18 protein-coding genes, 1 other RNA gene and 1 pseudogene are annotated in these 19,414 nt (G+C 63.6%); 5 read left to right on the top strand and 15 right to left on the bottom strand.

Going from position 1 to position 19,414, the window contains the following annotated elements:
- The 14 genes and pseudogenes from APH44_RS18940 to rsmI all read right to left on the bottom strand — a co-directional run bounded on the left by APH44_RS18940 (position 1) and on the right by rsmI (position 14,994).
- Positions 1-957, bottom strand: a complete 957-nt coding sequence (locus APH44_RS18940; RefSeq protein ID WP_054894010.1) for a D-alanine--D-alanine ligase — start codon at positions 955-957, stop codon at positions 1-3.
- On the bottom strand, positions 954-2,408 hold the full coding sequence (gene murC, locus APH44_RS18935) for a UDP-N-acetylmuramate--L-alanine ligase (RefSeq protein ID WP_054894009.1): 1,455 nt from the start codon (positions 2,406-2,408) through the stop codon (positions 954-956). The genes APH44_RS18940 and murC overlap by 4 nt, the downstream gene beginning before the upstream one ends.
- Positions 2,401-3,480, bottom strand: coding sequence for an undecaprenyldiphospho-muramoylpentapeptide beta-N-acetylglucosaminyltransferase (murG, locus tag APH44_RS18930; protein ID WP_054894008.1), 1,080 nt, complete (start codon positions 3,478-3,480; stop codon positions 2,401-2,403). Before murG ends, murC begins: the two co-directional genes overlap by 8 nt.
- The gene (gene ftsW, locus APH44_RS18925) at positions 3,470-4,684 is read right to left on the bottom strand and encodes a putative lipid II flippase FtsW (protein WP_054894007.1); all 1,215 of its coding nucleotides are present in this window, start codon (positions 4,682-4,684) and stop codon (positions 3,470-3,472) included. Before ftsW ends, murG begins: the two co-directional genes overlap by 11 nt.
- Positions 4,681-6,027, bottom strand: coding sequence for a UDP-N-acetylmuramoyl-L-alanine--D-glutamate ligase (murD, locus tag APH44_RS18920; protein WP_054894006.1), 1,347 nt, complete (start codon positions 6,025-6,027; stop codon positions 4,681-4,683). The genes ftsW and murD overlap by 4 nt, the downstream gene beginning before the upstream one ends.
- A 6-nt stretch (positions 6,028-6,033) precedes the next feature.
- A complete protein-coding gene (mraY, locus tag APH44_RS18915; protein WP_054894005.1) occupies positions 6,034-7,116 on the bottom strand; it encodes a phospho-N-acetylmuramoyl-pentapeptide-transferase in 1,083 nt (360 codons plus the stop codon).
- A complete protein-coding gene (murF, locus tag APH44_RS18910; RefSeq protein WP_054894004.1) occupies positions 7,116-8,483 on the bottom strand; it encodes a UDP-N-acetylmuramoyl-tripeptide--D-alanyl-D-alanine ligase in 1,368 nt (455 codons plus the stop codon). The genes mraY and murF overlap by 1 nt, the downstream gene beginning before the upstream one ends.
- Complete coding sequence (locus APH44_RS18905) at positions 8,476-9,963, bottom strand: UDP-N-acetylmuramoyl-L-alanyl-D-glutamate--2,6-diaminopimelate ligase (RefSeq protein ID WP_054894003.1); 1,488 nt, start codon at positions 9,961-9,963, stop codon at positions 8,476-8,478. Before APH44_RS18905 ends, murF begins: the two co-directional genes overlap by 8 nt.
- Positions 9,963-11,693 carry a penicillin-binding protein 2 gene (locus APH44_RS18900; RefSeq protein ID WP_177342481.1) on the bottom strand — a complete coding sequence of 577 codons (1,731 nt, stop codon included), beginning with the start codon at positions 11,691-11,693 and terminating at the stop codon, positions 9,963-9,965. The genes APH44_RS18905 and APH44_RS18900 overlap by 1 nt, the downstream gene beginning before the upstream one ends.
- Positions 11,693-11,986, bottom strand: coding sequence for a cell division protein FtsL (ftsL, locus tag APH44_RS18895; protein WP_054894001.1), 294 nt, complete (start codon positions 11,984-11,986; stop codon positions 11,693-11,695). The genes APH44_RS18900 and ftsL overlap by 1 nt, the downstream gene beginning before the upstream one ends.
- The gene (rsmH, locus tag APH44_RS18890; RefSeq protein WP_054894000.1) at positions 11,983-12,930 is read right to left on the bottom strand and encodes a 16S rRNA (cytosine(1402)-N(4))-methyltransferase RsmH; all 948 of its coding nucleotides are present in this window, start codon (positions 12,928-12,930) and stop codon (positions 11,983-11,985) included. Before rsmH ends, ftsL begins: the two co-directional genes overlap by 4 nt.
- A complete protein-coding gene (gene mraZ, locus APH44_RS18885; protein WP_004575120.1) occupies positions 12,927-13,382 on the bottom strand; it encodes a division/cell wall cluster transcriptional repressor MraZ in 456 nt (151 codons plus the stop codon). The genes rsmH and mraZ overlap by 4 nt, the downstream gene beginning before the upstream one ends.
- A 309-nt stretch (positions 13,383-13,691) precedes the next feature.
- An RNA gene (gene rnpB, locus APH44_RS19020) (RNase P RNA component class A) lies at positions 13,692-14,051 on the bottom strand.
- Between the two features lie 67 nt (positions 14,052-14,118).
- A pseudogene (gene rsmI / locus APH44_RS18880) lies at positions 14,119-14,994 on the bottom strand (16S rRNA (cytidine(1402)-2'-O)-methyltransferase).
- Between the two features lie 187 nt (positions 14,995-15,181).
- Between rsmI and APH44_RS18875 the strand changes: the two are divergent.
- The 5 genes from APH44_RS18875 to APH44_RS18855 all read left to right on the top strand — a co-directional run bounded on the left by APH44_RS18875 (position 15,182) and on the right by APH44_RS18855 (position 18,926).
- A complete protein-coding gene (locus APH44_RS18875) occupies positions 15,182-16,999 on the top strand; it encodes a penicillin-binding protein activator (RefSeq protein ID WP_054893999.1) in 1,818 nt (605 codons plus the stop codon).
- On the top strand, positions 16,999-17,370 hold the full coding sequence (locus APH44_RS18870) for a YraN family protein (protein ID WP_054893998.1): 372 nt from the start codon (positions 16,999-17,001) through the stop codon (positions 17,368-17,370). The genes APH44_RS18875 and APH44_RS18870 overlap by 1 nt, the downstream gene beginning before the upstream one ends.
- An 88-nt stretch (positions 17,371-17,458) precedes the next feature.
- Entirely contained in the window at positions 17,459-18,052 is a 594-nt protein-coding gene (locus APH44_RS18865) for a phosphoheptose isomerase (RefSeq protein ID WP_054893997.1), read from the top strand.
- Positions 18,049-18,627, top strand: a complete 579-nt coding sequence (locus APH44_RS18860; protein WP_054893996.1) for a BON domain-containing protein — start codon at positions 18,049-18,051, stop codon at positions 18,625-18,627. Before APH44_RS18865 ends, APH44_RS18860 begins: the two co-directional genes overlap by 4 nt.
- Positions 18,628-18,707: 80 nt before the next feature.
- Positions 18,708-18,926, top strand: a complete 219-nt coding sequence (locus tag APH44_RS18855; protein ID WP_054893995.1) for a YgdI/YgdR family lipoprotein — start codon at positions 18,708-18,710, stop codon at positions 18,924-18,926.
- A gap of 46 nt (positions 18,927-18,972) precedes the next feature.
- On the opposite strand, the gene APH44_RS18850 is transcribed toward APH44_RS18855, so the two are convergent.
- Positions 18,973-19,404 carry a ClpXP protease specificity-enhancing factor gene (locus tag APH44_RS18850; protein ID WP_054893994.1) on the bottom strand — a complete coding sequence of 144 codons (432 nt, stop codon included), beginning with the start codon at positions 19,402-19,404 and terminating at the stop codon, positions 18,973-18,975.
- Positions 19,405-19,414: the final 10 nt, after the last annotated feature.

The raw sequence follows: 19,414 nt of genomic DNA, 5'->3' as shown, positions 1-19,414 counted from the left end.
TTAACCTCGCGTCGCTACGCTTTCGGCCAGGATCGCCAGCACCAGCTGCTGGAAGTCCAGACCGGCAGCGCGGGCCGCCATGGGCACCAGGCTATGATCGGTCATGCCGGGTGCGGTGTTGACTTCGAGCAGCCAGAACCGGCCCTGCTCGTCCTGCATTACATCCAGACGGCCCCAGCCCTCGATGCCGATGGCATCGCAAGCGCGGGCAGTCAGGTCCATCAGTTCCTGTTCCTTGCCAGCGTCCAGGCCGCATGGAATGCGGTACTGGGTGTCGTTGGCGATGTACTTGGCGTCGTAGTCGTAGAACACGTGCGGCGTACCCAGTGCGATCGGTGGCAGCACCTGCCCGCGCAGCACCGCAATGGTGAACTCCGGACCGTGGATCCACTGCTCGACCAGTACCTGGGAGTCGTACTTGGCAGCGTCCTTCCAGGCGGCAACCAGCTCTTCGACGCTGTTCACCTTGGCCATGCCGATGCTGGAACCTTCATGGGCCGGTTTGACGATCAGCGGGAAGCCCAGTTCCTTGCCGGCCTCGACACAGTCGCTTTCGCTGGCCAGCACGGCGTGACGCGGGGTCGGAATGCCCAGGCTCTGCCACACCTGCTTGGTGCGCAGTTTGTCCATGGCCAGCGCCGAGGCGAGGATGCCGCTGCCGGTGTAGGGAATGCCCAGGCACTCGAGCAGGCCTTGCATGCTGCCGTCTTCACCACCACGGCCGTGAAGAATGATGAAGGCGCGGTCGATCTTCTCGCTTTGCAAGCGGGCGAGCAGATCGTCACCCACATCGATGGCAACCACATCCACGCCGGCCGAGGTCAGCGCCTCGATCACCGCGGCGCCCGACTTGAGCGAAACCTCACGCTCGGCGCTCTTGCCGCCATACAGCACGGCGACGCGGCCGAAGGCCTTGACGTCGAGCGTGGAGTGCAGTTTGTCGTAGGCGGTACTCACAGCGGTTTCTCCTGCTTGGCGACAGCGCCAGCGAACAGCGGGCTTTTCATCAGTTGCGGGGCAAGGCCACCCACATCGCCGGCACCCTGGCAGATCAGGATGTCGCCAGCGCGCAGCAGTGGCTTGACCAGTGGCGCGAGCTCGGCACCACGTTCGATGTAGATCGGGTCCAGCTTGCCGCGCTGGCGGATGCTGTGGCACAGCTGGCGGCTGTCGGCGCCGGGGATCGGCTCCTCGCCGGCCGGGTAGACTTCCATCAGCAGCAGCACGTTGGCATCACCCAGCACCTGCACGAAGTCGTCGTAAAGATCGCGGGTGCGGCTGTAGCGGTGCGGCTGGTAGACGATTACCAGGCGCCGGCTCGGCCAACCGCCGCGCACGGCCTTGATCACCGCCGCCACTTCGGTGGGGTGATGGCCATAGTCGTCGACCAGCATCACGCTACCGCCCTCGACTGGCAGCTCGCCGTACACCTGAAAGCGTCGCCCCACACCCTGGAAGCCCGACAGGCCCTGGATGATGGCGTCGTCACTGATGCCCTCGTCGGTGGCAATGGCGATGGTGGCCAGGGCGTTGAGCACATTGTGGTTGCCCGGCATGTTCACGGACACCTCCAGCGGCTCGCAGTCGCGACGCAGCACGGTGAAATGCGTCTGCATGCCCTGCTGGCGCACATTGATGGCGCGGATGTCGGCTTCTTCGCTGAAGCCGTAGGTGACGGTCGGACGCTTGACCTGAGGCAGAATCTCGCGCACGACCGGGTCGTCCAGGCACATCACGGCCAGGCCGTAGAACGGCAGGTTGTGCAGGAACTCGACGAAGGTCTTCTTCAGTTTGTTGAAGTCACCCTCGTAGGTCGCCATGTGGTCGGCGTCGATGTTGGTGACGACAGCGACCATCGGCTGCAGGTGCAGGAAGCTCGCATCGCTTTCATCGGCTTCGGCGATCAGGTAGCGGCTGGTGCCGAGCTGGGCGTTGGTGCCAGCCGCAGTCAGACGGCCACCGATGACGAAGGTCGGATCCAGGCCACCGGCAGCGAACACCGAGGCCAGCAGGCTGGTGGTGGTGGTCTTGCCGTGGGTACCGGCGACAGCAATGCCGTGGCGGTAGCGCATCAGCTCGGCCAGCATCTCGGCACGCGGCACCACCGGGATACGGCGTTCGAGCGCGGTGGCAACTTCAGGGTTGGCCGGATTGATTGCGCTGGAGACCACCAGTACATCGGCGGTGGCAGCGTTCTCGGCACGGTGGCCCACGAAAATTTCGGCGCCGAACGACTCCAGGCGCTGGGTGACCGGCGAGGCCTTGAGGTCGGAACCGGACACTTCGTAGCCCAGGTTCAGCAGCACTTCGGCGATACCGCACATGCCCACGCCGCCGATACCGACGAAGTGAATGCGGCGAATGCGGCCCATCTTGGGCTGCGGCATGGCTTTCTGGCTTTCAACCATGGGCCACCTCCAGGCAGATATCGACCACGGTGCTGGTTGCAGCAGGCTTGGCCAGGCGGCGCGCAGTGCCGGCCATGGTGTTGAGTTTCTCGGGTTGCATCAGCACCTCGTTCAGGCGTTCAGCGAGCTGCGCTGCGCCAGTTGTCGCTTGTGGCATCAGGAAGGCGGCACCTTCGCGAGCCAGATATTGGGCGTTGTGAGTCTGGTGATCGTCGATCGCGTGGGGCAAGGGCACCAGCATCGAGGGCAGGCCTGCCGCCGCGAGTTCGCTGACGGTCAGGGCGCCGGCCCGGCACACCACCATGTCGGCCCAGCCATAAGCGTGGGCCATGTCTTTGATGAAAGGCTCTACCTGAGCCTCGATACCGGCCTCGCGATAACGCTCGGCGGTGATCGACGCATGTTGCTTGCCAGCCTGGTGGAACACCTCTGGCCGCAGGTCTGCAGTCACTTCGGACAGGGCCTTAGGCAGCAATTTGTTCAATGGTTCCGCACCGAGGCTGCCACCGAGTACCAGAAGACGCGCACGACGCCCGGCAAGTGCCGCACGAGGCGTTTCCAGGAACAGTTCGGGGCGCACCGGGTTACCGGTGGTCCGACGCTTCTCGCTGGCAGCGAAAGTGTCGGGGAAAGCTTCGCAGACTCGCGCGGCCAGTGGCACCAGCAGGCGATTGGCGGTACCTGCACGGGCGTTCTGTTCGTGAATCACCAGCGGCACACCGCACAGCCGCGCGGCAACACCGCCTGGGCCTGTGACATAGCCGCCAAAGCCCAGCACGCACACCGGCTTGAGCTCACGAATGATGCGCCGCGCCTGCAGCACGGCCTTGACCAGGGTGAACGGCGCCTTGAGCAGCGACAGCTTGCCCTTGCCACGCAGCCCGCTGACCTGGATCAGGTGCAGCGGCAAGCCAGCCTGGGGCACCAGTTCGTTCTCGATACCCCGTGGCGTACCGAGCCAGTGCACGCTGTAGCCGCGCGCCTGGAATTCGCGGGCGCAGGCCAGGGCCGGGAACACATGCCCCCCGGTGCCACCGGCCATGATCAGTACGTTCTTGCCATCAGCGGCCATGACTGGTCTCCTCGGCAAAATCGCTCTCCTTGAACTCGTGCTCCTCGCTGCCCAGGTGCGTTCGACTCTCCCACTCGATACGCAGCAAAAGCCCCACGCAGGCGCAGCAGATCACCAGCGAGCTGCCCCCGTAGCTGAGGAATGGCAGCGTCAGCCCCTTGGTCGGCAGCAGGCCCACGTTCACACCGATGTTGATCAGGAACTGGCCGATCCACAGGAAGGCCAGGCCGAAGGCCATGTAGGCGGCGAAGAACTGCTTGGCCTTCTCGGCCCACAGGCCGATGTACAAGGCGCGGATGGTGACGAACACGAACAGCGCCACGGTGCACAGCGAGCCGACTACGCCAAGCTCTTCGGCCAGCACCGAGAACACGAAGTCGGTGTGCGCCTCGGGCAGGTAGAACTGTTTCTGTACGCTGTTGCCCAGGCCAACGCCCAGCCACTCGCCACGACCGAAGGCGATCAGTGCCTGGGTCAGCTGGTAGCCCGAACCGAACTGATCGGACCAGGGGTCGGTGAAGGTGATCAGACGCGCCATCCGGTAGGGTTGCGCCTGGACCAGGATGAACACCGCGACCACCGCCAGCACCACCATCAGCGAGAAGCGGAACAGCCCCACCCCTCCCAGGAACAGCATGGCCGCCGCAGCGCCCATCATCACCACGGTGGCGCCGAAGTCCGGCTCCATCAGCAGCAGGCCTGCCATGGGCAGCAGGACGATGAACGGTTTGAAGAAGCCCATCCAACTCTCGCGCACCTCGGTCTGGCGGCGTACCAGGTAACCCGCCAGATAGATGACCACGAAGACCTTGGCGATCTCCGAAGGCTGGACGTTGAAGAAGCTGAAGCCGATCCAGCGCATCGAACCGTTCACTTCCCGACCGATCCCCGGCACCAGTACCAGCACCAGCAGGCCGAAGGCGCCGATCAGCATCATGAAGCCCATACGCTGCCAGGTGGCGATCGGCACCATCATGGTCACACCGCAGGCAACAAGGCCGATCGCGACGTACACCAGGTGGCGGATCATGTGATAGAGCGGATTGCCGGACTGCACGGCGGCCACTTCCGAGGACGCCGAGGTGATCATCACCAGGCCCAACCCCAGCAAGGCCAGGCAGCCGGCAAGGAAGGCGAAGTCGATGTCGATGCCACGACCGCTGATCAGCGGCGACGGATACGGCTTGATGATGCCGAAGATCATGCCAGCCCCTCCGCTGCCTGGGCGAACAGGCGCCCGCGTTCTTCGAAGTTCTTGAACATGTCGAGGCTGGCGCAGGCCGGCGACAGCAGCACCGCGTCCCCTGGCTGGGCGAGCTCGGCGCAGCGCTGCACAGCTTCGTCCAGGGTCTTGACCCGGACCAGCGGCACGCTGTCGCCGAACGTCTCGGCCAGGCGCTCGGCGTCACGCCCCAGCAACACCACAGCGCGGCAATAGGCAGCGACCGGCTGGCGCAAGGCGGCGAAATCAGCGCCCTTGCCATCGCCACCGGCGATCAGCACCAGCTTGCCTTCGATGTCGGCACCCAGGCCTTCGATTGCCGCCAGTGCCGCGCCGACGTTGGTAGCCTTGGAGTCGTCGTACCAGTTCACGCCATTGCGCTCGCGGATCCACTGGCAGCGATGGACAAGCCCCTTGAACTCGCGCAGAGCCTCGAGCATCGGCTCGAAGGGCAGACCGACGGCATGGCCCAGGGCCAGGGCTGCCAGGGCATTGCTCTGGTTATGGGCACCGCGGATCTTCAGCTCACGCACCGGCATCAGGGTCTGGAATTCGAAGGCCAGATACTTCTCGCCCTCCACTTCACGCAGGCCAAAGGCCTTGAAGTCTGGGGCGTTGAGGCCGAATGTCCAGCATGGGCGACCTTCGACGGGCAGGGGCCGGCTGAGGGCGTCCTGACGGTTGACTACCACCTGGCGCGCACCGCGGAAGATGCGGTGCTTGGCCAGGTGATAAGCCGGCAGGCCACTGTAGCGATCCATGTGGTCCTCGCTGATGTTCAGCACGGTGGCCACTTCGGCGTTGAGCTGATCGGTAGTCTCGAGCTGGAAGCTCGACAGCTCCATGACGTACAACTCGACCGCATCGTCGAGCAGGTCAAGCGCCGGGGTGCCGAGGTTGCCGCCGACAGCGACACGCTTGCCGGCCTTGGCAGCCATCTCGCCGACCAGGGTGGTCACCGTGCTCTTGGCGTTGGAGCCGCTGATGGCAACGATTGGCGCCTTGGCATGGCGTGCGAACAGCTCGATGTCACCGGAGAGTTTCACGCCGCGCGCGGCGGCCTGCTGCAACGCCGGGGTAGCCAATGCCAGGCCCGGGCTTACGTAGAGCTCGTTGGCGCGGCACAGGAAGTCCACATCCAGTTCACCACAGCGCACTTCCACCTGCGGGTATTCACGGCGCAGGGTGTCCAGTTCCGGCGGTTGCTCGCGGGTATCGGCGACCGCAAAGGCAATACCCCGGTTCGCCAGGAAGCGAACCAGGGACATGCCGCTCTTGCCGAGGCCGACAACGATGCGGAATTGGTCGGAAGCGATCAGTGACACGCTCGTTTACCTCAGTTTCAGGGTGGCAAGGCCGATCAGCACCAGAATCACGGTGATGATCCAGAATCGGACGATCACCCGCGGCTCGGGCCAACCCTTGAGTTCGAAATGGTGGTGGATCGGCGCCATGCGGAACACACGCTTGCCGGTCAACTTGAACGATGCGACCTGGATCACCACCGACAGGGTTTCCACCACGAAGATGCCGCCCATGATGAACAGCACGATTTCCTGGCGGACGATCACGGCGATGGTGCCCAGCGCCGCACCCAGCGCCAGGGCGCCGACGTCACCCATGAAGACCTGTGCCGGGTAGGTGTTGAACCAGAGGAAGCCCAGGCCTGCACCGATCAGCGCACCGCAGAACACGATCAGCTCACCCGAGCCCGGCACATAAGGGATCAGCAGGTATTCGGCGAACTTCACGTTGCCCGACAGGTAGCAGAAGATGCCCAGCGCACCGCCGACCATCACCGTCGGCATGATCGCCAGACCATCGAGGCCGTCGGTCAGGTTGACCGCGTTGCTCGAACCGACGATGACGAAGTAGGTCAGCACCACGAAGCCAACGCCCAGGGGGATGGTGAAGTCCTTGAGGAACGGCACGATCAGCGTGGTTTCGACGCTGGTCGGGGCGGTCATGTAGAGGAAGACCGCAGCCCCGAGGCCGAACACCGACTGCCAGAAGTACTTCCAGCGGCTCGGCAGGCCACGCGAGTTCTTCTCGATCACCTTGCGGTAGTCGTCGACCCAGCCGATGGCGCCGAACAGCAGGGTGACGATCAACACCACCCATACATAGCGATTGGTCAGGTCAGCCCACAGCAAGGTGCTGATGGCGATGGCAGACAGGATCAGCGCACCGCCCATGGTCGGGGTACCGGACTTGGACAGGTGCGATTGCGGGCCGTCGTTACGCACAGCCTGGCCGATCTGGCGAATCTGCAGGGTACGAATCATCCAGGGCCCCAGCCACAGTGCCAGGGACAACGCCGTCAACACACCCAGGATCCCGCGCAGGGACAGGTACTGGAAGACCGCGAAGCCCTTGTAGAACTGTTGCAGATACTCAGCCAACAGCAGCAGCATTAATGTTTCTCCCCGCTGGCACCACACAAAGCAGCCACGACGTTTTCCATCGCAGCGCTGCGCGAGCCCTTGATCAAGATAGTGGTGTCGCTGACGCTCTCGGCACGAACGGCGTCGATCAGCTCAGCTTGAGTAGCGAAATGGCGGCCATTGGCGCCGAACGCCTGAACCGCATGAACCATGTTGGTGCCAGTCGCGTACAAGGCATCGACCTTGCCGCGTGCGTAGTCGCCCACCTGACGGTGGCCTTCCTCGGACCATTGCCCCAGTTCGCCGATATCCCCGAGCACCAGGACGGTGCGTCCGGAAAAGCCGGCGAGTATATCAATGGCGGCACACATCGAGGTGGGATTTGCGTTGTAGGTGTCGTCGATCACCCGCGCACCGCTGGGCGCGATCTGTGCCACGGAACGGCCCTTGACCGGCTGCACTGCGGCAAGGCCGGCAGCGATGCCCGGCAGGCTCACACCTACGGCATGGGCGCCAGCCGCAGCGGCCAGCGCGTTGGCGACGTTATGCGTGCCAAGCAGGTTCAACTGCACCGGCGCACTGCCGCTTGGGCCGTGCAGGGTGAACGAGGGGCAGCCGCGCGCGTCGCGACCGATGTCGCTGGCGTAGAAATCGGCCTTCTCGTTGCTCAGGGCAAAGCTCAGCACCTGGTGCGCGCCGGCGCGCTTGTGCCAAATGTCAAAGGCCTTGTCGTCCAGGTTGAGCACGGCGATACCGCCCTCCCCCAAACCTTCGAGAATCTCTCCCTTGGCCTCGACGATCTTCTCCGGGCCACCGAATTCACCCACGTGGGCGGTGCCAGCGTTGTTGAGGATGACGACTTGTGGCCGGGTCAGGCCAACGGTGTAGCGAATCTCGCCGATGCGCGAAGCACCCAGCTCGATCACCGCCGCACTGTGATCGGGCGCGATCTCCAGCAACGTCAGTGGCGCACCGAGGTCGTTGTTCAGGTTGCCACGGGTGGCATGTACCAGGCCGCGGGTGCGCAGAATGGAGGCCAGCATCTCCTTGACCGTGGTCTTGCCGCTGGAGCCGGTGATGGCGACCACCGGTTTGTCGAAGGCGGCGCGATTGAGCGCGCCCAGCAGGCCAAGCGCCACGCGGCAATCGGCGACCAGCAACTGCGGCAAGTCGACATCGGCGATTTCGCGCTCGACCAACGCGGCCACGGCGCCCTTGGCCTTCACATCGGCAAGGTAGTCGTGGCCATCGAAACGCGGGCCGGTCAGTGCAATGAACAGTTGCCCCGCAGCCACGCTGCGGCTGTCGATGCTGACACCGGTGAAGGTGGCGTCGGCCCCGACCAGACGAGCACTCAGTGCTGCGGTCAGCTGGCTGAGTGTCATGGGCTTAAGCATGTGGAGCCTCCCAGGCTGAAAGCGCCTTCTCGGCTTCGACCAGATCGGAGAAAACAAGGCGCTCGCCATTGATCTCCTGGTAATCCTCGTGCCCCTTGCCGGCCAGCACGATCACATCGTCGGCGGCAGCGGTGGCGATCAGGTGTGCGATGGCTTCGCCACGACCGGCGACGAACTCGACGTCGGCAGGCTTGGCGAAACCTGGGCGAATGTCATCGAAGATCCGCAGCGGATCCTCGGTACGCGGGTTGTCGTCGGTGACCAGCACGCGGTCAGCCAGACGCTCGGCCACTTCGGCCATCAGCGGACGCTTGCCGCGATCGCGATCCCCGCCGCAACCGAACAGGCACAGCAGCTTGCCGTGGGCGTGCGGACGCAAGGCTTCGAGCACCTTTTCCAGCGCATCGGGGGTGTGCGCGTAATCGACCACCACCAGCGGTTTGGCTCCCCCGCCCAGGCGCTGCATGCGACCGACAGGCCCTTGCAACTGCGGGATGACTTTCAGGATTTCGTCCAGCGAATAATCCAGCGCCAGCAGCGTGGCCGCGGCTGCGAGCATGTTGCTCAGGTTGAAACGCCCGAGCAGTTGGCTGCGCAGTGTGCGTTCGCCTTGAGCGGTGACCAGGAGGGCGCGCACGCCATCGTCGTCGAAATGGGCTTCGCGGCAGAACAGCGACGCGTCCGGGTTTTCCAGGCTATAGCTGAGCAGCCGGGTCTCGATATGATCGGCACTCGGGCGGCGAGCAAAGTCCTCGGCCAGACGACGACCAAAGGCGTCGTCCAGGTTGACCACCTGCCAACGCAGGCTCGGCCAGGCGAACAGCTTGGCCTTGGCGGCCTCGTAGGCCTGCATGCTGCCGTGGTAGTCCAGGTGATCGCGCGACAGGTTGGTCATCACCGCGATATCGAAGGCCAGTGCTGCCACGCGCCCCTGCTCCAGGGCATGGGAAGACACTTCCATCGCCACGGCCTCAGCGCCACCCTTCTTTAGGTCGTTGAGCGTGGCTTGCACGGCGATCGGATCCGGCGTGGTCAGACGGCCGCTCTGCAAGTCTCCGTAGAAACCGGTGCCCAAGGTGCCGATCAGACCACAGCGCTGGCCCAACTGATCAAGGGCCTGGGCGAGCAGTTGCGTCACGCTGGTCTTGCCGTTGGTGCCCGTCACACCGACCAGATTGAGTTGGCGGCTCGGCTCGCCATAGAAGCGGCCGGCGATGGCTGACAGTTGCGCGATCAGGCCCTTGACCGGAATCAGCGGCACGTCGGTCAGCGGCAACACCGTGGCGCCCTGCTCTTCATAGGCGATGGCCGCAGCACCACGGGCAAGCGCATCGGCGATGTGATCACGACCATCGACCTTGGCACCTGGCACCGCCAGGAACAGATCACCCGGCCGCACCTGGCGACTGTCGAGTGTCAGCTCGCGAATCAACGGATCGCGGCTGGCGTGGGCGAAAAGCTTGCTCAATGGCATCGTCATCAACCACGCCCTCCCTTGGCGGGTACTGCACTGGCCTGCTGCGCGTTCGCGGGCGGCAGGTTATCCGGCGGCACGTTCATCAGCCGCAGGGTGCCGGACATGACCTTGCTGAACACCGGCGCCGATACCAGGCCACCGAAGTAGCCGCCCTTGCCCGGCTCGTCGATGACCACAACGATGGCGTAGCGCGGGTCGCTCATCGGGCCGAAGCCTGCGAACGGCGAGCGGTAGGCGTTTTCGGTGTAGCCCTTGGAGCCGACCGTGGCCTTGCGCGCCGTACCCGACTTGCCAGCGACGTGGTAGAACGGCACCTGGGCGCGGAACACACCACGCGGCGCCTCGATCACCTGCTGCAACATGCCCTGCACGGTCTTTGCGGTTTCTTGCGGAATGGCTTGCACGGCTTCCGGCGCCTTGTCGACCTTGAGAATCGACAGCGGCACCATCTTGCCGTCGTTGGCCAGCGCGGCGTAGGCGTGAACCAACTGCAGGGCGGTGACCGATACGCCGTAGCCGTACGAAAGCGTGGCCGTCTCGGCCTTGCGCCATTCGCGATGATTGGGCAGGTTGCCAACACGCTCGCCCGGGAAGCCCAGGCCGGTGTACTGCCCCAGGCCGACCTGCGACATCACCCGATAGATGGCTTCGCCGCCGATATCGAAGGCGATCTTGCTCATGCCGACGTTACTGGAGTTGATCAGGATGCCGGTCAGGTCGAGGATCGGGCCCTCGCTCCTGGAAACGTCCTTGATCGTGTAGCGACCGATCTGCAGACTGCCCGGATACACCTCGACCTTGTCGGTCGGTTTCCAGCGCCCGCTCTGCAGGGCCGCACTCATGGAGATCGGCTTGACCGTCGAGCCGGGCTCGAAGACATCGATGATGGCCCGGTTACGCATGGCTGCCGGGAACATGCTGCGGCGGTTGTTGGGGTTGTAAGTTGGCTGGTTGACCATCGCCAGGACCTCGCCGGTCTTGACGTCCATGATCACCAGGCTGCCGGCCTTGGCGTCCTGTTCGGCGATGGCGTTGCGCAGCTCGCGAGTCGCCAGGTACTGCAGGCGCAGATCTATCGACAACGCCAAGGTCTTACCGGCCTTGGCGTTCTTGGTGACTTGAATATCCTTGATCAGGCGACCGCGCCGGTCCTTGATCACTTGTCGCTTGCCAGGCACCCCGGCCAGCCACTCGTCATAGGCGAGCTCGACACCTTCACGGCCGTGGTCATCCAGGTCGGTGAAACCCACCATGTGCGCGGTGACATCACCCGCCGGATAGAAGCGGCGGAACTCTTCGAGGCCGTAGACACCGGGCACTTTAAGGTCGAGCACCTGCTGGCCCTGCTCGGGCGTGAGGCCACGAACCAGGTAGATGAACTCCTTGTTGGCCTGCTGGGTGAGGCGCTCGATCAATTGCTGCGGGTTCTGCCCCAGCACGGCGGCCAGTTGCGGCCAGCGATCCTTGGACGCCTGCATCTCCTTGGGGTTGGCCCACAGCGTGGTGACCGGCGTACTGACAGCCAGAGGCTCACCATTGCGGTCGGTGATCAGGCCACGGTGTGCAGGAATCGGAATATGGCGCAGGCTGCGAGCATCACCCTGGCCCTTGAGGAAGTCGCGGTCGACCACCTGCAGGTCGATGATGCGCCAGCTGATGGCGCCGACCATCAACGCCAGCAGGCCAACGACGACCCGAAAGCGCCAGGGGTAGAGTGCACCCTCGAGCTTCATCATGGCGTCACCATCCGCACTTCGTCAGCGTTGGGCACGCGCATCTTCAACTGGCCGGCGGCCAGGTTTTCGATGCGGCTGTGGGCAGTCCAGGTGCTCTGCTCGAGAATCAGGCGACCCCACTCAGCCTGGGCCTTGTCGCGTTCGCTCAGCTCGTTGTAGAGCGTGTTGAGCAACTGGCGGTTCCAGTGCGCGCTGTAGGAGACAGCGATGGCCGACACCAGCACGCCAACGAACAGCAGAAGCATCAGGAAGCTTCCGCCTGGCAATGGCTTGGCGAACAGGCGACTCACCGCAGCTTCTCCGCCACGCGCATGACGGCACTGCGCGCACGCGGGTTGGCCTTGAGTTCCGCATCGGAGGCGAACTGCGCCTTGCCGATCAGCTTGATACGAGGTTCGAAGACCTTGTGCTGCACCGGCAGGTTGCGTGGCAGGTTATCCGCCTCGCCCTTGACCAGCTTGCGCATGAACAGTTTGACGATACGGTCTTCCAGCGAGTGGAAGCTGATCACCGCCAGGCGGCCGCCGACTTCCAGCGCCTCGAGCGCGGCGTCGAGGCCGGCCTCCAGGTCACCCAGCTCGTTATTGACATGAATGCGCAGCCCCTGGAAGGCCCGAGTTGCCGGGTTCTTGCCCTTTTCCCAAGCAGGGTTGGCGACCTTGAGCACTTCGGCCAGGTCGGCAGTACGGGTGAACGGCTGCTTCTCGCGACGCTCGACCACCGCACGCGCCATGCGGCCGGCAAAACGCTCCTCGCCATATTCCTTGAACACGCGGGCTATTTCTTCGACGGGGGCGGTCGCGATGAACTCGGCAGCGCTGATCCCTTGGCCCGGATTCATGCGCATGTCCAGCGGGCCATCGTTGAGGAAACTGAAGCCGCGCTCGGGATCGTCCAGCTGCGGCGAGGAGACACCCAGGTCGAGCAGGATACCGCTGACCTTGCCGTCCAGCGCGCGCGCGCGCACTTCATCACCGAGCTCGGCGAAGCTGCGCTGCACAATGACAAAGCGGCCGTCTTCGGCCGCCAGCGCTTGCCCCGTGGCAATCGCCTGTGGATCCTTGTCGAAGCCCAACAGCCGCCCTTGCGGCCCGAGCTTGCTGAGAATGAGACGACTGTGCCCTCCGCGACCGAAGGTCCCGTCCAGATAGCAACCGTCGGCGCGCAGGGCCAATGCCTCGACAGCTTCGTCGAGCAATACGGTGATGTGGTTGAAGCCGCTATCTATCGTCACAGGATCAGGTCACGCAGTTCATCGGGCATGGCGCCCGGTTGTTGAATAGCTGCGAGGTCGGCTGCCGAAACCGCGTTCCAGGCATCCTCATCCCACAGCTGGAATTTGTTCAGTTGCCCCACCAGCATCGCCTTCTTGTCGAGCTTGGCGTACTCACGCAAACGGGGCGGCACCAGGAAACGACCACTGCCATCGAGCTCCAGGTCCACCGCGTTACCGATCAGCAAACGCTGCAGGCGACGGTTTTCCTCACGCAGCGACGGCAAGGCACGCAACTTGGCTTCTATCTGCTCCCACTCATCGAGGGGATAAACACACAAGCAGGGGTCAACAGCGTCGATGGTCACGATAAGTTGACCATTGCAACGCGAATCGAGCTCGTCACGGTACCGGCTCGGCATGGCGAGACGGCCCTTTGCATCGAGGCTGACGGCGTTGGCTCCGCGAAACACGGCTGCGATTCCCCACAATGTTAACTTTTTTGTGCCAGAAAACCCACTTCATCCCACTTTCTGCCACTTGCGCACACTATAGGAATCCGTCCGCCACACCGTCAAGGCGCGTTCATAAGGAAAACCCTTACAGGACCGAGATTTAGCGCAACAAAGGAAGGCGGAAGGACTACCGGGAGAAAAAACTGGCGGGAAAAATCAAGCGCACTCAAACGGATAGAGTGTGAAGTTAAAGTGAATTATCAAGAGTAAGAACTTTTCGGCATTACCAGGAGGGATCTGCTATCGATTCAAGCAGGAAAAGAAGAGGTGGAGAGTCGATCTGTAAGCCGGGTTTTGTCGAGGACAGTCATTCCTCTACGACGGCCATCACTGGACGCCTCTAGCAACCTACCCGGTTCCGACGCGGGCCACGCCATAAGGAACCCTATTTGGTCTTGCTCCGAGTGGGGTTTACCTAGCCACGAACTGTTGCCAGTCGTGCGGTGCGCTCTTACCGCACCTTTTCACCCTTACCGGCACCGAAGTGCTTAGGCGGTTGTTTTCTGTGGCACTTTCCGTAGGCTCGCGCCTCCCAGGCGTTACCTGGCACTCTGCCCTGCGGAGCCCGGACTTTCCTCCCCCTGCTTTTGCGGAACAAATGCAGGCAGCGACTGTCCGATCGACTCTCCGCCGACAAGGGTAACGGCAGGCGCGAGCAAGAACAAGCAATACCGCAAATAATATCATTACGCCACTAGTGGTTTTTCTGTTTATCCAGCGCCGCCTGATAAAGAAGATTCTTACGCACGCCGGTAATTTCCGCCGCCAATGCCGCCGCCCGCTTGAGCGGCAATTCTGCCAGCAGCAGGTCCAGTACACGCATGGCGTCGCTGCTGATCGCCTGATCGTCTTGCGGCGCACTCCAGCCCGCGACCAGCACCACGCATTCCCCACGCTGCTGATTGGCATCCGCTGCGACAAAGGCGCGCAACTCGGCCAACGGCAACCCCTTGAGCGTCTCGAACGTCTTGGTCAGCTCTCGCGCCAGAACGGCCGGGCGCTAACCCCCGAATACCGCCTCCATGTCCTCCAAGCATTCCAGGATGCGATGCGGCGCCTCATAGAAGATCAAGGTCCGGGGCTCCTCCTTGACCTGCTCCAGTCGCGCACGGCGCCCGACAGCCTTTGCCGGCAGGAAGCCTTCGAAGATGAAGCGATCAGAGGGCAGCCCTGCTGCCGACAGCGCAGCGATCAGCGCACACGCCCCTGGCACCGGCACCACCCTCACCCCGGCAGCCCGCGCCTGGCGCACCAGGTGATAGCCCGGATCGGAAATCAGCGGTGTGCCGGCGTCGGACACCAGCGCCACATCGTCACCCGCCAGCAAGCGCGTGATGAAGCGACTGCCTTCGTCGCGCTCGTTGTGCTCATGACAGGCCGCCAGCGGCGTCTCGATGCCGAAGTGCTGAAGCAGGCGCACAGAATGGCGGGTATCCTCGGCCGCGATCAGCGCCACGCCGGCCAGCACCTTGAGTGCCCGGGCGCTCATGTCGTCGAGGTTGCCGATGGGCGTCGCAACGACGTAAAGCGTACCCGCTATGGATTTTGGAACCCCTGCAACATCAGTCACTGCACACACCTGCCTTGCCGATCAAAGGCGCCATTGTAGCCCGAGCGCCCGCAACAAGGCGCAAAGAACTTGGCCGCCATCCCCTGACATGCGACCTATAGTGAAGGATCAGCGTCAGCAAGATCGCGCCCCGGCCAGCGCTTGGGTACAATTGTCGGCCAACTTGATCGAGTAACAGGACCCTTACATGATCGCTTGCCTGCGGCTGCTCACAGCCCTCTGTCTCGCTGCCCTGCTGGCAGCCTGCGCCAGCTCGCCCTCATCCAGCCTGGGCGAACTGCCACGCACCCCGGACGCCAGTATCGAGCAACTGCTCGAGAAGGCGGCTTCCAGCAAGTCCGTCGAAGACGCCGCGCTGCTGCGCCTGAGCGCCGCCGACATGGCCTACCGGCAGAAGGACTTCCCACGCGCCGCACGCATCCTCGAGCAGGTTCCACTGGACACGCTCAAACCCGCCCAACAGGTGTTCGCCAGCACCCTCGCCGCCGAACTGGCGATGAGCCGCAACCAGCCCAAAGCCGCCCTCGACGCCCTATCGCACCCAAGCCTGCAACGCGTCGGCGAGCTGCCCGAAGAGCTGCAGGTACGCACCTATAGCGTGCATGCTGCAGCCCTCGAAGCCGACGGCCAGGCACTCCCTGCTGCCCAGCAGCGCGTCTTGCTCGCCCCACTGCTCAGCGGCCCGGCCGCAGCCAAGAACAACGATGCTATCTGGTCGCTGGTAGCCTCGCTGCCTGCCGACCAATTGCAGCAACCGGCCAGCAACCCGACCCTCGCCGGCTGGACCAGCCTGGCCCTGGCGGTCAAGACCGCCGGCACCCTGGAACAACAACAGGCCGCCATCGATAGCTGGCGCCAGCAACATGCCGATCATCCGGCCGCCAAGCAGTTGCCTGACGCACTGGTCAAACTCAAGCAACTGGCCAGCCAGCCACTGACCAAGATCGCCCTGCTGCTGCCACAGGAAGGCCCGCTGGCCGGTGTAGCCCGTGCACTGCGCGACGGCTTCATGGCAGCCCACTTCCAGGCCCAGCAATCCGGCCAGCCAGCGCCGGCGGTTCAGGTTTTCGACAGCTCGCGCCTCACCTCGCTGGATGACTTCTATCGCCAGGCCCAGGCGGCCGGCGTACAGCTGGTGATCGGTCCGCTCGAAAAACCACTGGTGAAGAAACTCGCCGACTACCCGCAACTGCCCATCACCACCCTGGCGCTGAACTACGCCGAGGCCGGGCAGAAATCGCCACCACAACTGTTCCAGTTCGGCCTCGCCGCCGAGGACGAAGCCCGCGAAGTCTCTCGCCGTGCCCGCGCAGACGGCCTGGTCCGCGCCGTGGCCCTGGTGCCGAGCGGCGAATGGGGCGACCGCGTGCTCGCAGCTTTCCGCCAGGACTGGGAAGGCAACGGCGGCACCCTGCTCGCTGCCGAGCGCATCGCCCAGCCGGTGGCCCTGGCTCAACAGATCGCCGATCTGTTCCAGCTGCGCCAGAGCGAAGGTCGCGCCAAGAGCCTGCAGAGTGCCGTGGGTGGCAATGTCGCCGCACAACCGTCGCGTCGCCAGGACATCGATTTCATCTTCCTCGCTGCCACCCCGCAGCAGGCCCAACAGATCAAGCCGACCCTAAACTTCCAGTACGCGGGTGACGTGCCGGTCTATGCGACCTCCAACCTCTACAGCGCCAGCGGAGACGTGAACCAGTACAACGACATGAACGGCATTCGCTTCTGCGAAACCCCATGGCTGCTGGACAACACCAACAGCCTGCGCCAGCAGGTGGTCCAGCAGTGGCCGCAGGCTGCCGGCAGCCTGGGTCGCCTGTACGCGATGGGGGTCGATGCCTATAGCCTCGCGCCACGCCTCGGCCAGCTCAAGGCGCTGCCTGACAACCGTGTAGAGGGCCTGTCCGGCAGCCTGAGCATCAACGCCAACCAGCGTATCGAGCGCCAACTGCCTTGGGCCGAGTTCTCCGGCGGTCAGGTCAAGCGCCTGCCGGACACGGCTCGCTGATGCCCGACGCCTCGCCTACCAGCGCCGGGCTCGCGGCAGAAAACCAGGCCCTCGATTATCTTCGAGGGCAAGGCCTGCAGCTGCTGACGCGCAATTGGCGATGCAAGGGAGGCGAGCTTGATCTGGTCATGCTCGACGCCGATACAGTAGTATTCGTCGAAGTCCGCTACCGCTTGCACGTGGACTTCGGCGGCGCCGTCGGAAGTATCGACGGGCGCAAGCAGAAACGCCTGGCGCTTGCCGCCAACATGTTCCTGCTGAAGGAGCCCCGCTGGGCCGATCACCCCTGCCGCTTCGACGTAGTCGCCCTGCAGGGCAGCCACCATGCAGGTCGGCCGCTTCAATGGCTGAAAAACGCCTTCGAATGCTGAACCCATTCCGATTTCTTTGCTCTATGTTTCGCGGGCTGGCCCCTGTCGCGCGTCGCGCAGGCCTCCGCCGCACTTAAGGTCACACCAGATGGACATGCAATCCCGAATTCGCCGGCTGTTCCAGGCCAGCATCGATACCAAGCAACAGGCAATGGACATCCTGGCACCGCACATCGAGCAGGCCAGCCTGGTCATGGTCAACGCGCTGCTCAACGAGGGCAAGATGCTCGCCTGCGGCAACGGCGGCTCGGCGGGTGACGCCCAGCATTTTTCCTCGGAACTGCTCAACCGCTTCGAGCGCGAGCGTCCGAGCCTGCCGGCCATCGCCCTGACCACCGACAGCTCGACCATCACCTCGATCGCCAACGACTACAGCTACAACGAAGTCTTCTCCAAGCAGATCCGCGCCCTGGGCCAACCAGGCGATGTACTGCTGGCGATCTCCACCAGCGGCAACTCGGCCAATGTGATTCAGGCGATCCAGGCCGCACATGATCGTGAAATGATTGTCGTAGCATTGACCGGACGTGACGGCGGCGGTATGGCTTCGCTGCTGCTGCCCGAGGATGTGGAGATCCGCGTCCCCTCCACGGTCACTGCGCGCATCCAGGAAGTCCACCTGCTGGCGATCCATTGCCTGTGCGATCTGATCGACAGCCAACTGTTCGGGAGTGAAGAATGATCCCCAAGCGCCTCGGCCTCATGGCCCTGACCCTGTGCCTCGGTATTTCCGGCTGCAGCTCGGTATTGACCTCGACCCGCAACTCGCCGATCGAGGATGACCGCGGTACACGCACCATTGGTAGCAAGATCGACGATTCGCTGATCGAAACCAAGGTTTCGGTCAACGTGGCCAAGGCAAGCCCAGACCTGGACAAGGGCTCGCACATCGTCGTCAGCAGCTACAACGGCATCGTCTTGCTCGCCGGCCAGACCCCGCGCGCCGACCTGAAGAGCCTCGCCGAGCAGACCGCCGGCCAGGTACAACGGGTCAAGAAGGTGCATAACGAACTGCAGGTGATGCAGCCCTCGTCGATCCTGGCACGCAACAACGACACCTGGCTGACCACCAAGATCAAGACCCAGATGATCGGTGACGCCAACGTGCCCAGCTCGCGCATCAAGGTGATCACCGAGAACGGCATCGTCTACTTGCTCGGTCTGGTCACCCAGCAGGAAGCCAACGCCGCCACCAGCGTGGTTCAAGGTGTGTCCGGCGTACAGAAGATCGTCAAGCTGTTCGAGTACATCGATTGATATCCAGAGCCACGGCGCGCGATGAACGCGCGCTGCGGCCCATCGCACCAGGTATTGCCGCAAACAACCCAGGAAAGCCCATGAAGAAGTCCCTGCTGTCCCTTCTCGCCATCACCGCCTTCGCCACCTTGGCCGGCTGCTCCACCCCGAGCGCGATCACCCTCAACGACGGCCGCGAGCTGCAGACGCTCGACACGCCAAAGTTCGACAAAGACTCGGGCTTCTACGAATTCAAGCAGCTGGACGGCAAGCCGACCCGCATCAACAAGGACCAGGTCCGCACGATCAAGGACCTGTAATCCGAACTTGAATAAAAAAGGCGATCCGGATGGATCGCCTTTTTTATTACTTGACCACTTTCAAGCTCGGCCGCCCAGTGGGTCGCGGCGGCTGGCCACCCCCCTCCGGCGGGCCATCATCATCAGGCTCGACGCCTTCCTCATCGAGCTCTTCGCCATCCATCAACGGCGGCTCCAGCTCGAACACCATGCCCTGGCCATTCTCCCGAGCATAGATCCCCAGGATCGCGCCTGCCGGTACATAGAGCGAATGGGCCACGCCACTGAAGCGCCCCTCGAAGCTCACCGCGTCGTTGTCCATGTGCAGGTTACGCACGGCACTGGGCGAGATGTTCAAGACGATCTGGCCATCGCTGGCAAAACCCTGGGGCACCTGGACCGCCGGATACTCGGCGTTGACCAGCATATGGGGGGTGCAATCGTTGTCGACGATCCACTCGTACAGTGCTCTAACCAGATAGGGGCGACTGGAGTTCATCAACGGCTCC

The sequence above is a fragment of the Pseudomonas sp. NBRC 111143 genome (assembly GCF_001320965.1).
In the GTDB taxonomy this organism is placed as follows: domain Bacteria; phylum Pseudomonadota; class Gammaproteobacteria; order Pseudomonadales; family Pseudomonadaceae; genus Aquipseudomonas; species Aquipseudomonas machongensis.
This window is presented reverse-complemented; position numbering and strand designations above follow the sequence as displayed.

What these genes read in the sequence shown, in the direction of transcription:
- murG (WP_054894008.1), bottom strand. Translation starts at nt 3,480, where the DNA reads ATGGCCGCTGATGGCAAGAACGTACTGATCATGGCCGGTGGCACCGGG.
- APH44_RS18865 (WP_054893997.1), top strand. Translation starts at nt 17,459, where the DNA reads ATGGACATGCAATCCCGAATTCGCCGGCTGTTCCAGGCCAGCATCGAT.
- ftsW (WP_054894007.1), bottom strand. Translation starts at nt 4,684, where the DNA reads ATGATCTTCGGCATCATCAAGCCGTATCCGTCGCCGCTGATCAGCGGT.
- murF (WP_054894004.1), bottom strand. Translation starts at nt 8,483, where the DNA reads ATGCTTAAGCCCATGACACTCAGCCAGCTGACCGCAGCACTGAGTGCT.
- APH44_RS18905 (WP_054894003.1), bottom strand. Translation starts at nt 9,963, where the DNA reads ATGACGATGCCATTGAGCAAGCTTTTCGCCCACGCCAGCCGCGATCCG.
- APH44_RS18855 (WP_054893995.1), top strand. Translation starts at nt 18,708, where the DNA reads ATGAAGAAGTCCCTGCTGTCCCTTCTCGCCATCACCGCCTTCGCCACC.
- APH44_RS18870 (WP_054893998.1), top strand. Translation starts at nt 16,999, where the DNA reads ATGCCCGACGCCTCGCCTACCAGCGCCGGGCTCGCGGCAGAAAACCAG.
- mraY (WP_054894005.1), bottom strand. Translation starts at nt 7,116, where the DNA reads ATGCTGCTGCTGTTGGCTGAGTATCTGCAACAGTTCTACAAGGGCTTC.
- APH44_RS18900 (WP_177342481.1), bottom strand. Translation starts at nt 11,693, where the DNA reads ATGAAGCTCGAGGGTGCACTCTACCCCTGGCGCTTTCGGGTCGTCGTT.
- APH44_RS18875 (WP_054893999.1), top strand. Translation starts at nt 15,182, where the DNA reads ATGATCGCTTGCCTGCGGCTGCTCACAGCCCTCTGTCTCGCTGCCCTG.
- APH44_RS18860 (WP_054893996.1), top strand. Translation starts at nt 18,049, where the DNA reads ATGATCCCCAAGCGCCTCGGCCTCATGGCCCTGACCCTGTGCCTCGGT.
- murC (WP_054894009.1), bottom strand. Translation starts at nt 2,408, where the DNA reads ATGGTTGAAAGCCAGAAAGCCATGCCGCAGCCCAAGATGGGCCGCATT.
- APH44_RS18850 (WP_054893994.1), bottom strand. Translation starts at nt 19,404, where the DNA reads ATGAACTCCAGTCGCCCCTATCTGGTTAGAGCACTGTACGAGTGGATC.